This window comes from Pseudomonas fluorescens, assembly GCF_005938625.1.
In the GTDB taxonomy this organism is placed as follows: Bacteria; Pseudomonadota; Gammaproteobacteria; order Pseudomonadales; family Pseudomonadaceae; genus Aquipseudomonas; species Aquipseudomonas fluorescens_BD.
In genome coordinates, this window is record NZ_VCNJ01000015.1 from 74,401 (window position 1) to 86,997 (window position 12,597).

Here is a 12,597-nt window from a genome sequence, read left to right on the forward strand (position 1 = left end):
CGGAGCGGGAGGCGTTACTGAACGGCTTCGATTTTCTTGATCAGGTCGGCGTACTTCGCGCCGTACTTTTCCCGCACCGGTGCGGTGGCGTCGTAGAAGGGTTTCTTGTCGACCTCGATGAATTCGACGCCGGCGGCCTTGAGTTTTTCTTCACTGGCAGCGGACTTCTTGTCCCACAGCACACGCTCTTCGGCCTGGGCAGCCTTGGCGGCTGTCTTGACCAGCGCCTGTTGATCCGGCGTCAGTTTTTCCCAGGTGATTTTCGACATCACGATCGGCTCTGGCAGGATCAGGTGACCCGTGAGGCTGTAGTACTTCGCATTCTGGAAGTGGTTGTGTTCGAGCAGGGTTGGCGGGTTGTTTTCCGCGCCGTCGATCACGCCGGTCTGCAGGGCACTGAAGATCTCGCCGGTGTCCATGGCGATACCGTTGCCGCCCATGGCGTTCATCATGTCGATGAACATCGGGTTGCCTTGCACGCGGATTTTCATACCCTTGAGGTCTTCGAGCTTGCGTACCGGTTTCTTGGTGTAGACGTTGCGCGTGCCGCCGTCCATCCAGGCCAGGGCCACCAGGCCGAACTCGGAGTTGGTGATTTTGTCGAGGATCTCGTCGCCCACTGCGCCGTCGATGACGTTACGCATGTGTTGGTGATCGCGGAAGATGAACGGCATGTTGAACACGTTCACGTCCGGGACCACGGGGCCGACGATACCCAGGCTGACGCGAGACAGCTGTACGGCGCCGACTTGCATTTGCTCGATGACTTCCTTTTCGGAGCCCAGCACACCGCCGGGGAAATATTGGAAGGTCAGTTCGCCGTTGGTCTCCTTGGTCAGAGTCTTGCCCATGTTTTCTTCGGCCACCACGGTTGGATAACCGGCGGGGTGAATGTCCGCGAATTTGAGTTGCAGTGCCTGAGCGGCGCCAGTGAAGGTAAACATCAGCGGGAGTGCAGCGGCCAGCAAGGTGCGTTTGAAGTTCATGGGGGTGAGTCTCCAGTCTTGTTATTTTTGTGTTCAAGGCACAGCGGTGCAGCAGAGGCGGGTGTTACAGCGAATCGTTGAACTGCGGTTCCGGCAAACCTTTGAGGTTGAGGTTCAGGGCGAACACGCCACCGGCGAGGGACTGCGGATCGTGGTCGTCACCGGGGCGAATCGAGGTCACGAACAAGGTGTCCATCCGGCTGCCGCCGAAGGCGCACATGGTCGGTTTTTTCACCGGCACGGCCAGTGAGAAGTCGAGTCGGCCGTTCGGCGCGAAGCGGTGGATCAGGCCGGCGTCGTTGGCGCAGATCCAGTAGAAACCTTCGGCGTCCACAGCAGCGCCATCGGGCCGGCCGGGGAAGTGGTTCATGTCGACGAAGACGCGTCGGTTCGACGGTGTGCCGGTATCGGTGTCGTAATCGAACGCCCAGATCAGTTGCACGTCGGGGTGCGAATCGGACAGGTACATCGTTTTGCCGTCGGGGCTGAAGCCGAGGCCGTTGGGCACTATGAAGCCGTCGAGTTGCGCCTCGATCACGCCAGACGCTCCGGCGCCGTAGCGATAGAGCCGGCCTTCGGCTGCGTTCAGGCCCATGTTCAACACCATGCTGCCGGCCCAGAAGCGGCCCTGACGGTCGCAGCGACCATCGTTGAGGCGCATGTCTTTGCGGCCGTGCTCGACGCTGGCAAGTCGCTCGCTGTCGAGGCTGCCGTCACTGTGCGGGTGCAAATGAAAGAAGCCGCTTTCCATCCCTGCGACCCAGCCGCCACGGCTGTGGCGGGCGATGCAGGCGAGCATCTCCGGGGTTTTCCAGGCATGCACATGGCCGGTGTCAGCGCTCCAACGTTGCAGGCCGCCGTTGGGAATATCGACCCAGTACAGCGCGTTTTCCTCTGCCACCCAGACCGGGCTTTCGCCCACAGCGTTGCGGGCATCGACGATCAATTCGGCTTGCATACTCAATCCCTTGTGTCGTTATCAGAGTGATCAGTCGCCGAACGGTCCGGCCGCGACAAACGCGCCGCCCTGATAGATCCGCGCCGGGTCATCGGCGGCAGGCATTGGCTGCGCCTCGACTTTTTCGCGGAACACTTCGGAGCTGTCCTTGGCCTCGAAGCCGAGATGACTGGCGAAGCGGTTGTCCCACCAGACGTCCTTGTTGGCGGACATGCCGTAGACCACGGTGTGGCCGACGTTCGGCGTGTACAGCGCGCGTTCGAGCAATTGCGTGAGGTCGTCGAAGCTCAGCCAGGTGTGCATCATTCGACGGTTTTGCGGTTCGGGGAACGAGGAGCCGATGCGGATGCTGACGGTCTCGATGCCGTAGCGATCGAAGTAGAAACTGGCCATGTCTTCGCCGTAGGACTTGGACAAACCGTAGTAGCCGTCGGGGCGTCGAGCGGAGCTGGCGTCGAGCGGTTCGTCCTGTTTGTAGAAGCCGATGACGTGGTTGGAACTGGCGAAGATCACCCGTTTCACGCCATGCCGGCGCGCGGCTTCGTAGATGTGAAACACACCGCAGATGTTGGCGCCGAGAATTTCTTCGAACGGTCGCTCGACGGAGACGCCGCCAAAATGCAGGATCGCATCGACGCCTTCGACCAGTTGATGCACGGCGTTTTTGTCGGCGAGGTCGCAGACCACGATTTCTTCGCGATCATCGACGGCCGGGGCGAGGGCAGCGATGTCCGACAGACGCAGGACATTGGCATAAGGGCGCATACGTTCGCGCAGGACTTTGCCCAGGCCACCGGCAGCGCCGGTCAGCAGGAGACGGTTGAACGGGGCGCGGGGAGTAGAGGTAGATGTCATGGCAATCCCTTACACGTTTGTTATTAGGTTTGTTGTAGGTTGTCGTATGACTGCGCTGAAGTATCGGTAGGGTTTCCGGAACTTGTCAACGCGACTTTTGGTGTAGATGACGGAAGGCCTAGCCCAGTCTTCAATCACCACAATTGCCTGTTTGGTAATGCAACTCCACTGTGGGAGCGAGCTTGCTCGCGAAAGCGGTGCGTCATTGAAAGATGAATTGACTGACTCAACGCATTCGCGAGCAAGCTCGCTCCCACAGGGAAACTCGGTGTGGCGACTGGCTTTACAACAACGAAATCGGATAACTGATAAAGATCCGGTTCTCGTCAAACTCGTTGGTGCTGAAGTCCCGGCGTATCGTCGCGTTACGCCATTTCACGTTGAGATTTTTCAGTGGCCCGCTCTGCACGGTGTAGGCCAGCTCCGACTCACGGCCCCATTCCTTGCCGTCAGTGATCGTCCCGGTGTGCACGTTGTCGCCGCTGATGTAGCGGTTCATCAGGGTCAGGCCGGGAACGCCGAGGGCGACGAAGTTGTAGTCGTGGCGCAACTGCCAGGAGCGTTCCTTGGCGTTGTCATAACTGGCGTTGTAACTGTCGTTGGCGAGGGTGCCGCCGCTGGTGCCGTTGACCCGCATCCATGCGTCGTCGCCGCTGAGTTTTTGCAGGCCGACATAGAACGTGTTGCCACCGTATTTGGCCGAAAGCAGAGCGAACGCGGTCTTGTTTTCGAGGTCGCCGGCCTGGGCGCTGCCGTCTTCCTTGCCGGTGAAGAAACCGAGGTTGGCGCCCAGCGTCCAGTCGCCCAGCGGCTGACTATGGCTGAGGTTGAAATACTGCTGCTGGTAGATGTCGCTGAGTTCGGCGTACCACACACCGACCAGCGTGCGCTTGTCGTTGAAGGTGTATTCGCCGCCGCCGAAGTTGAAGCGGTCGGAGGTGAACGCGCCGCGGCCGTTCATCGACATGTCTTCCATGCTCGCGTCATTGCGCGGGCTGTTGCCGCGGAACTGGCCGCCGTAGACAGTCAGGCCATTGATCTCGGTGGAGGTGATCTGGCCGCCGCGAAAGGTCTGCGGCAGCGAGCGGCCATCGTCGGAACGCAGGATTGGCAGCACCGGCATCCATTCGCCGACCTTCAATTCGGTCTTCGATACCTTGGCTTTCAGCGCTACGCCGAGGCGTCCGAAATTGTCCGCCGGGCGCCCGTCATCGTGGATCGGCAACAGCTGCGTGCCGCCCGTGCCTTTGCCGCCATCGAGCTTCTGCGAATACATCCCCAGCACATCGAGGCCGAAACCGACGGTGCCCTGAGTGAAGCCGGATTTGGCGTCGAGGATGAAGTTTTGCGTCCACTCTTCAGCCTTGCCCTGCGGGTTGGCCGGGTTGACGAAGTTGCGGTTGAAGTAGGCGTTGCGCAGGTTCAGCGTGGCTTTGCTGTCTTCGAGGAAACCTTCGGCATCGGCGCTCATCGGCATGGCAAGGGCGAGGCTGCTGCAGCCGATCAGACTTAAAGCGGTACGCGGGCGGGTGACGGAAAGACGGGAAGGGCGGACGGAATTGCAGACGAGTGTGCTCACTGTGACGCTCCCTGTTTCGTTTGTTGTTTTTATTATTTGTTATACGTCGTCGTACAACATGGTTGCGGATATTTCCTCGGTTTTCCGGGAATGTCAACAGCAAGTTATACGATGACTTGCCGTCGCGACGCAGATCACTTTGTAGGAGCTGCGGCACGCTGCGATCTTTTGATCTGGCTTTTTAAAAAACAGGATCAAAAGATCGCAGCCTCGTTTCACTCGACAGCTCCTACAAAGATTTGTGTTGTCCATGGGATGTGTGTTGCCAGTGAATTTGCGGCAAACTTCACTCACCTTCCGCACAAGGCCTTGCAATGGATCAATACGCCCCGCGCAACTGGCAACCGCACGAAAAGCCCAGTCTGCCCGGTTCCCCCTCGACGCCTTTGCACTCCAACCCCAAGCGCCTGGCCTATGCGCTGGTCGGTTTGCTAGTGGCGGTGACCGGTGGTTTGGGCAACTCGCTGGTGGTGGCCAACCTGACTTATCTGCAAGGCGCACTCGGTGCGACCACGGCGGAAATGGCCTGGTTACCGGCGGCGTACGTGATGACCAACGTGTCGATGAACCTGCTGCTGGTGAAGTTTCGCCAGCAGTTCGGTTTGCGCGCGTTCACCGAGGTGTTTCTGGTGCTGTATGCGCTGGTGACCTTCGGCCACTTGTTCGTCAACGACCTGAACTCTGCCGTGGCGGTGCGTGCAGCGCACGGCATGGTCGGCGCGGCACTGAGTTCGCTGGGCCTGTATTACATGGTTCAGGCGTTCCCGGCGAAGTGGCGGATGAAGGCGCTGGTACTCGGTCTCGGCACCTCGCAACTGGCCTTGCCACTGGCGCGATTATTCTCCGAAGATCTGCTGCAGATCGCCGAATGGCGCGGCTTGTACCTGTTCGAATTGGGCATGGCGCTGCTGTCGCTGGGTTGCGTATTGATGCTCAAGTTGCCGCCCGGTGACCGTTTCAAGACCTTTGAAAAACTCGATTTCCTGACCTTTGCCATTCTCGCCACGGGCGTGGCGTTGTTGTGCGCGGTGTTGTCGCTCGGGCGGATCGACTGGTGGCTGGAGGCGGACTGGATTGGCGTCGCCTTGGCCGCGTCCATCGCGCTGATCCTCACCGGTCTGGCCATCGAACATAATCGCAGTAACCCGCTGCTGATGACCCGTTGGCTGGGCAGCGGGACGATGATCCGCCTGGCGCTGGCGGTGACCCTGATTCGCATGGTCACCTCGGAGCAATCCACCGGTGCGGTGGGTTTCATGCAGAACCTGAACATGGGCTACGAGCAACTGCACAGCCTCTACGTGGTGATGCTGATCGGCAGTGTCGCGGGATTGTTGACCAGCGCGCTGACCATCGACCCCAAACACCTGCTGATGCCGTTGATCATCTCGCTGGGTCTGATGGCCACCGGGTCGGTGATGGACAGCTTTTCCAACAACCTGACCCGCCCGGAAAACCTCTACTTCAGTCAGTTCCTGCTGGCGTTCGGCAGTACGTTTTTCCTTGGCCCGACCATGGTTTTCGGTACACGCAACGTGCTGACCAACCCACGCAATCTGGTGAGCTTTTCCGTGTTGTTCGGGATCTGCAACAACCTCGGTGGCCTGCTGGGCGCGGCGCTGCTGGGCACCTTCCAGATCGTCCGGGAAAAATTTCATTCCAGTCACATCGTTGAGCACCTGACGCTGTCTGACCCCTTAGTGGCTGCGCGCGTGCAGAGCGGCGGCTCGGCGTATGGCTCGTTGCTGGCCGACCCGAGCCTGCGCAACCTTGCGGGCATTCGTAGCCTGGCCAACGCCGCGACCCGTGAGGCTAACGTGCTGGCCTACAACGATGTGTTCATGCTGATCGCCGTGATTGCGGTGCTGACCATGATCTGGCTGTCCATTCGCGCGCTGTGGCTGATGAGCACCACCAAAGCCGTCGCCCCAGCGCCATCCACACCTTCCAGCGGTGCCACTTCTTCATGACCGAACCGACCACCACAACCACCACCAATGCCATTGCCGCCACGCCTGAAGGCGTGGCGCCGCCGTCATCGCCGAACACCGAGCCACGCTCGCTGCGGGTGCGAATCATCTCTTCAATGGGCTTCGCGGCGATTGCCATCGTCGGTGTGTTGATCGTGCTCTATGCCTGGCAATTGCCGCCGTTCAGCAGTGCGGTCGAGACCACTGAAAATGCCCTGATTCGTGGGCAAGTGACGATCATTGGTCCGCAGCTCGCCGGTTATGTTTATGAAGTACCGGTGCAGGATTTCCAGTACGTGAAGGCCGGGGATCTGCTGGTGCGTCTGGACGACCGCATCTATCAGCAACGTCTCGACCAGTCGCTGGCGCAACTGGCGGTGCAGAAAGCCGCGCTGGCCAACGTGGTGCAGCAACGCAACAGCGCCGAGGCCACGATCAAATTGCGTCAGGCCGTGCAGGCCGACAGCGAAGCGCAATTGCGCAAAAGCGAGGCCGATCTGCGCCGGAATCAGGAATTGGTGCGCGACGGTTCGGTGTCCAAGCGTGAGATGGACGTGGCGCTGGCGGCCAATGCGCAAAGTGTTGCGGGGGTGGCGCAGGCCAAGGCCAATCTGGAAATTGCCCGCCAGGATCTGCAAACGGTGATCGTCAATCGCGGCTCGCTGGAAGCGGCAGTGGCCAGCGCCGAAGCGGCTGTGCAACTGGCGCGGATCGATCTGTCGAACACTCGCATCGTCGCCCCGCGTGACGGTCAGCTCGGGCAGATTGGCGTGCGCCTCGGCGCCTACGTCAACTCCGGCGCGCAGTTGATGGCGTTGGTGCCGAACCAGAAATGGGTGATCGCCAACATGAAGGAAACCCAGATGGACAACGTGCGCGTCGGGCAACCGGTGCGCTTCACCGTCGATGCGCTCAATCACCGCAGATTCACCGGGCATGTGCAGCATATTTCCCCGGGGACAGGTTCGGAGTTCGCTTTGCTGCAGGCGGATAACGCCACGGGCAACTTTGTCAAAATCGCCCAGCGGGTGCCGGTGCGGATCACCATTGATGCGGATCAGCAGGAAGAGGAACGGTTGCGGCCGGGGATGTCGGTTGTCGTCAGTATCGACACCGCCGCCGGCGACACCCAACCCCACTGATCAACACAATTCCCCTGCAGGAGTGAGCCTGCTCGCGATAGCGGTGTGTCAGTTACGGATATTTTGACTGACACACCGCTATCGCGAGCAGGCTCACTCCTACATTGGATCTCCATGATCTTTAGGCAGTGATCATCGGCGGCAGGGTGCCGAGTAGCGAAACGGCCGCCACCGCGCCAATGCCGAGTAACCACTCCAGCATTACACTGCGCCTGAGCGCGCCCATCCGCTGTTCGCAATCCTCAATCCGCAAGCGATTGAACAGCGCCAACCCAAGCATCCCCAGCACGATCAGCGCCTTGATCAACAGAATCAACGCAAACCCGCTGAACAACGGAGTCGGCCACCACTGACCGGTCAGCACGCGCACGTTGATCAAACCGGTGAGCAGCAGCCCCGCAACCAGCGCATAACCGACGCCGCTAAAACGCCGCAAAATCGCCGGCATCGGCTCCGTCGGCTGACGCAGAATCAGCACCAGCAGCAACAGTCCGCCAAGCCACGCGGCCACGCAGGTCAGATGCACGATCTGGTTGAGAATCAGCAATTGCCCGCTCACACCATCGAGCATGGCGCCATGCCCGACCGGTGCGAGGGTCGCCAGCAGCAACGCGCTCAAGCCCAGTCGCAACGGCATGTTCGAACGCCAAGGCGTAAACAACAGCGCCAACAACACAGCATTGATCAGCAGGTGCCAACGCCACACCTGGCCAAAAAATGTATGGCCCAGTACCAGCGCCACCGTGTCCGGATCAAACGCCGCCGCTGCCGAACCGGCCATGCTCGCGGTGATCAACAGCGCCCAGACAACCCCGCTGACCAGTGCCACAGCAGCCAGCCAACGCGCCAGTCGCGCCAGGTGCCGATCCACTTGCGGCGCTTCATCCTTGAGCAGCAACGGCCTGAACAGCCAGGCCCCGAACAGCATCAACACCACGATGAAATGCACAAAGCGGCACAGCACCAGCGCTTCACTCATGAATTACTGACCAACCTTGAACTGATAGGCGCCTTCGCTCTTGTGCGTATCGACCGACACCGCGTGCCATTCGACTTTGTACTCGCCAGCAGTCAGCGGCGCGGCGGGGGTGATGATCAGGGTTTTCTTGTCGTTTTCAGTGGTCAGCGCTTTGACTGCGACCGGCGCGCCATCCTTGGTCACGGTGACTTTGGTGAAACTGCCTTCAACGCCTTCGGAAAAGGTCAGGCGCAAATCGGCCGGCGCGGCGCCGGTGCTGTCGGCGGCCGGGGTCTGGCTTTTCAGGTGGGCGTGGGCAAATACGGAAGATGCGGCGAACAGTGAAGCGAGCAGGGCAGTGGTGGTCAGGACGTTCTTGAACAGCATCGCGAATACCTCTGGGGCAGGAGTGAAGAAGCGTCAGTTTAGCCATCCGCTGACGCCAGTACGAAGTTTTGTTTGCAGCGGTCGCCCGCGCAGCAGAGCGGATGCTAGTCTTGGGCAACGCTGTTGTCAGGGAGCCCTCATGGGCAATCACAAGATCGAGATTCGTCGCAATAACGTCGAGAAAATCCTGCTGGCGGCGGAAAAAGTCTTCGCCGAAAAAGGCTTTGGCGGCACGGCCATGGCCGACATTGCCGCTGAGGTGCAACTGCCGCGCTCCAACCTGCATTACTACTTCAGCACCAAGAGCGAGTTGTACAGCGCGGTGCTGTTCGACCTGCTGGAAGTGTGGAAACAGGACGCGCTGTGCTTCGAGATGTTCGACGACCCGCGCGTGGTGCTGAGCAGTTATATCCGCGCCAAGATGAACCACTCGCGCAGTCGTCCGTATGGTTCGAAAGTCTGGGCCAACGAAATCATCCACGGTGCGCCAACGTTGGGCGAGGCGCTGGATGTCAGCCTGTATGACTGGGCGAAGATGAAGGAAGCGAAGATTCGCCAGTGGGTCGAGGACAAGCGGATTTTGCCAGTCGAACCGTCGAGTTTGCTGTACATGATCTGGGCGTCGACGCAGCACTATGCTGACTTTGATCATCAGGTGAATATTCTGAATGAGCATCAGCCGCTGTCGGACATGCAGTTTGAGCGGGCGGTGCAGACGGTGACCAGTGTGATCTTGCGTGGGATCGGGCTGGAGCCCTGAAGCAGAAGCTGACCCTCATCGGAACGCCGCCCGCCCATCCCTCTCCCAGAGGGAGAGGGGGCCGACCGAGGTGTCTTGTGAGGTACATCGACCTGAAAAATCCAGTCGACTATGGATTCAAAAAGCCGTTCGAGCCTGTGCCTGTTTCGATTAGCCGTCCGTGCCTGGGCATGTATCGATTATGGATTCAAAGCAAATCGCTCAAGTCGGTGGATTTCTGGAATATCCCCCAATCAGTCCCCTCTCCCTTTGGGAGAGGGTTAGGGTGAGGGCCTTTCCGGATCAGCCCCCAATTCAGACCGCAACGTGATACGGATTGCGCGGATCATGATTCCAGTCCAGAAACGGCTTCCCAGTCTCCATCGGCACCATCTCGATGCAATCCGCCACCGGGCAAGTGATCTGGCACAAGTTACAACCCACACACTCCTCATCAATCACTTCATATTTATGCGTGCCGTCTGCCTGCTTCAGACTGCCAATCGCCTGGTGTGACGTGTCCTCACAAGCAATATGGCAACGCCCGCAACCAATGCACGCTTCCTGATCAATCCTCGCGATCACCTGATAGTTGATGTCGAGGTACTTCCAGTCCGTGGTATTGCCCACCGCTCGTCCGGAAAACTCGGCAATGCTGGCGTAACCCTGACTGTCCATCCACCGCGACAGCCCGTCCTTCATCTCCTCGACAATGCGGAAGCCATGCAGCATCGCCGCCGTGCACACCTGCACCGCGCCGCTGCCCAACGCCATGAATTCCGCCGCATCGCGCCAACTGCCAATGCCGCCAATGCCACAGATTGGCAAGCCTTGGGTCTGCGGGTCGCGGGCAATTTCCGCGACCATGTTCAGCGCAATCGGCTTCACCGCCGAGCCGCAATAACCGCCATGTGTGCTTTTGCTGCCGACAGTGGGCAGGGCAACCATGTGTTCCAGATCGACACTGGTGATCGAGTTGATCGTATTGATCAGCGACACCGCATCGGCGCCACCGCGATGGGCCGCGCGGGCGGCGACGCGGATGTCGGTGATGTTCGGCGTCAGTTTGACGATCACCGGCAGCGAGCAATAGGTTTTGCACCAGCGCGTGACTTGCTCGACGTACTCCGGCACCTGACCGACCGCTGCGCCCATACCGCGCTCTGGCATGCCGTGCGGGCAACCGAAATTCAGCTCGATGCCGTCGGCACCCGTGGCTTCGACCAGCGGCAGAATGTGTTTCCACGATTCCTCGACGCACGGCACCATCAGCGAAACAATCAGTGCGCGATCCGGCCAATCCTTTTTCACCTGAGTGATTTCACGCAGGTTGATTTCCAGCGAACGGTCGGTGATCAGCTCGATGTTATTGATGCCGAGCACTTCACGGTTGTTGCCGTAATGCGCCGAGTAACGTGACGACACGTTGACCGCCGCCGGGTCCTCACCGAGGGTTTTCCAGACCACGCCACCCCAGCCAGCCTCGAAAGCGCGGACGACGTTGTAGGCCTTGTCAGTCGGCGGCGCGGAGGCCAGCCAGAACGGATTTGGCGCTTTGATGCCAGCGAAGACAATCGACAGATCGGCCATTTACGCAGCCTCCACGTTAAGCATCAGTTGAGCGTTGATTGCCTCGGCGGCGCGTTTGCCGTGCTGCACGGCTTGCACGGTGAGGTCCTGATCGAGGCTGGTGCAGTCGCCACCGGCATACACGCCGGGGATGCTGGTGCGCAGGTTTTCGTCGACCTGGATGCGTTCGCCCTGACGCTTGAGTTCACGGGCCAGCGGGTCGGCGAGCGCGCTACTATCGAAGGCCTGGCCGATGGCTTTGAAGATCGCATCAGCGGCCAGTTCGAAGGTTTCGCCGGTGGTTTGCAGGCGACCGTCGACCAGATCGGTGCGGGCGAAGCGCATGCCGCGCACCTGGCCCTGAGCGTCGAGCAGCACCTCTTCCGGTTGCGCCCAGGTCAGCAGGCGCACCTGATTGGCTTTGGCGATGTCTTGTTCGTGACCGGTGGCGCCCATGTCGGCGGCGCCACGGCGATACACCAGATTCACATCGCGGGCACCGAGGCGGGCCATTTGCACGGCCATGTCGATCGCGGTGTTGCCGGCGCCGAGGACGATGCAGCGTTCGGCCAATGGCAGTTGCGTGAGGTCATCGGCCTGGCGCAGTTCGCGGATGTAATCGGTAGCGGCGAGCAGGCCCGGGGCATCTTCGTGGGGCAAGCCGAGTTGCTTGCTGGCATTGAGGCCGAGGCCGAGGAATACCGCGTCGAACTGTTGATGCAGTTCGCTGAGGGTCAGGTTCTCGCCAAGCTTCTGCCCGTGACGAATCTCGATGCCGCCAATCTGCAAGAGAAAATCCAGTTCCTTTTGCGCGTAATCGTCGACCAGTTTGTACTTGGCGATCCCGTATTCGTTGAGACCGCCAGCCTTCTCCCGCGCTTCGAAAATCACCACGTCGTGACCGTGCATGGCGCTGCGATGGGCGCAGGACAAACCGGCCGGTCCGGCGCCGACCACGGCGATGCGTTTGCCGGTGGCGGCGGCGCGCTGGAACGGGTGTTCGGTGAAGTGTGCGTTGTCCACGGCGTAGCGTTGCAGCAGACCGATCAGCACCGGTGCGCATTCCTGAGCGTTGTTGCGCACGCAGGCTTGCTGGCAGAGGATTTCTGTCGGGCAGACTCGGGCGCAACTGCCACCGAGGATGTTCGCCGAAAGGATTTTCGTCGCGGCACCGGTGACGTTGTCCTGGTGAATATTGCGGATGAACGAGGGGATATCGATCTCGCTCGGGCACGCGTTCACGCACGGTGCGTCGTAGCAATACAGGCAGCGCGAGGCTTCCAGATGCGCTTGCCGATCGTTGAGCGGCGGCGCCAGATCGGTGAAATGCCCGGCGAGGGCGGCCGCGCTTTCGTGCGGGTGGGGGAGATGGTTCAGGGTCTCGATCACGGTTTTGTGCCTCACGGTTATTGAGGTTCTCTGCCTCTGTCGGGCAGATCGTTCCCACGCTCTGC

Annotated in this window: 11 protein-coding genes; 3 read left to right on the top strand and 8 right to left on the bottom strand. The window is 60.2% G+C overall.

The window, feature by feature from the left end:
• Positions 1 to 14 precede the first annotated feature (14 nt).
• From FGA82_RS11485 to FGA82_RS11500, 4 genes are all read right to left on the bottom strand, one after another.
• Entirely contained in the window at positions 15 to 986 is a 972-nt protein-coding gene (locus FGA82_RS11485) for a TRAP transporter substrate-binding protein (protein ID WP_095118327.1), read from the bottom strand.
• Positions 987 to 1,050: 64 nt separating this feature from the next.
• Positions 1,051 to 1,944 carry an SMP-30/gluconolactonase/LRE family protein gene (locus FGA82_RS11490; RefSeq protein ID WP_141127173.1) on the bottom strand — a complete coding sequence of 298 codons (894 nt, stop codon included), beginning with the start codon at positions 1,942 to 1,944 and terminating at the stop codon, positions 1,051 to 1,053.
• Positions 1,945 to 1,974: 30 nt separating this feature from the next.
• A complete protein-coding gene (locus FGA82_RS11495) occupies positions 1,975 to 2,799 on the bottom strand; it encodes an NAD-dependent epimerase/dehydratase family protein (protein WP_141127174.1) in 825 nt (274 codons plus the stop codon).
• Positions 2,800 to 3,082: 283 nt separating this feature from the next.
• Positions 3,083 to 4,378 (bottom strand): OprD family porin, encoded by a 1,296-nt coding sequence (locus tag FGA82_RS11500; protein WP_141127175.1) that lies wholly within the window; start codon positions 4,376 to 4,378, stop codon positions 3,083 to 3,085.
• 314 nt (positions 4,379 to 4,692) lie between these two features.
• Between FGA82_RS11500 and FGA82_RS11505 the strand changes: the two genes are divergently transcribed.
• Both FGA82_RS11505 and FGA82_RS11510 read left to right on the top strand, forming a co-directional pair.
• Positions 4,693 to 6,348, top strand: a complete 1,656-nt coding sequence (locus FGA82_RS11505) for an MFS transporter (protein ID WP_141127176.1) — start codon at positions 4,693 to 4,695, stop codon at positions 6,346 to 6,348.
• The gene (locus tag FGA82_RS11510; protein WP_141127177.1) at positions 6,345 to 7,490 is read left to right on the top strand and encodes an HlyD family secretion protein; all 1,146 of its coding nucleotides are present in this window, start codon (positions 6,345 to 6,347) and stop codon (positions 7,488 to 7,490) included. The genes FGA82_RS11505 and FGA82_RS11510 overlap by 4 nt, the downstream gene beginning before the upstream one ends.
• A 121-nt stretch (positions 7,491 to 7,611) precedes the next feature.
• On the opposite strand, the gene copD is transcribed toward FGA82_RS11510, so the two are convergent.
• Positions 7,612 to 8,469 carry a copper homeostasis membrane protein CopD gene (gene copD, locus FGA82_RS11515; RefSeq protein WP_141127178.1) on the bottom strand — a complete coding sequence of 286 codons (858 nt, stop codon included), beginning with the start codon at positions 8,467 to 8,469 and terminating at the stop codon, positions 7,612 to 7,614.
• 3 nt (positions 8,470 to 8,472) lie between these two features.
• Positions 8,473 to 8,835, bottom strand: coding sequence for a copper homeostasis periplasmic binding protein CopC (copC, locus tag FGA82_RS11520; RefSeq protein WP_141127179.1), 363 nt, complete (start codon positions 8,833 to 8,835; stop codon positions 8,473 to 8,475).
• 139 nt (positions 8,836 to 8,974) lie between these two features.
• Between copC and FGA82_RS11525 the strand changes: the two genes are divergently transcribed.
• The gene (locus FGA82_RS11525) at positions 8,975 to 9,595 is read left to right on the top strand and encodes a TetR/AcrR family transcriptional regulator (RefSeq protein WP_007919317.1); all 621 of its coding nucleotides are present in this window, start codon (positions 8,975 to 8,977) and stop codon (positions 9,593 to 9,595) included.
• A 294-nt stretch (positions 9,596 to 9,889) separates the two neighbouring features.
• On the opposite strand, the gene preA is transcribed toward FGA82_RS11525, so the two are convergent.
• Together preA and FGA82_RS11535 are read right to left on the bottom strand one after the other, a co-directional pair.
• Positions 9,890 to 11,164, bottom strand: a complete 1,275-nt coding sequence (gene preA, locus FGA82_RS11530; protein ID WP_141127180.1) for an NAD-dependent dihydropyrimidine dehydrogenase subunit PreA — start codon at positions 11,162 to 11,164, stop codon at positions 9,890 to 9,892.
• Positions 11,165 to 12,532 (bottom strand): NAD(P)-dependent oxidoreductase, encoded by a 1,368-nt coding sequence (locus FGA82_RS11535; RefSeq protein ID WP_141127181.1) that lies wholly within the window; start codon positions 12,530 to 12,532, stop codon positions 11,165 to 11,167. It abuts the gene before it with no gap.
• Positions 12,533 to 12,597: the final 65 nt, after the last annotated feature.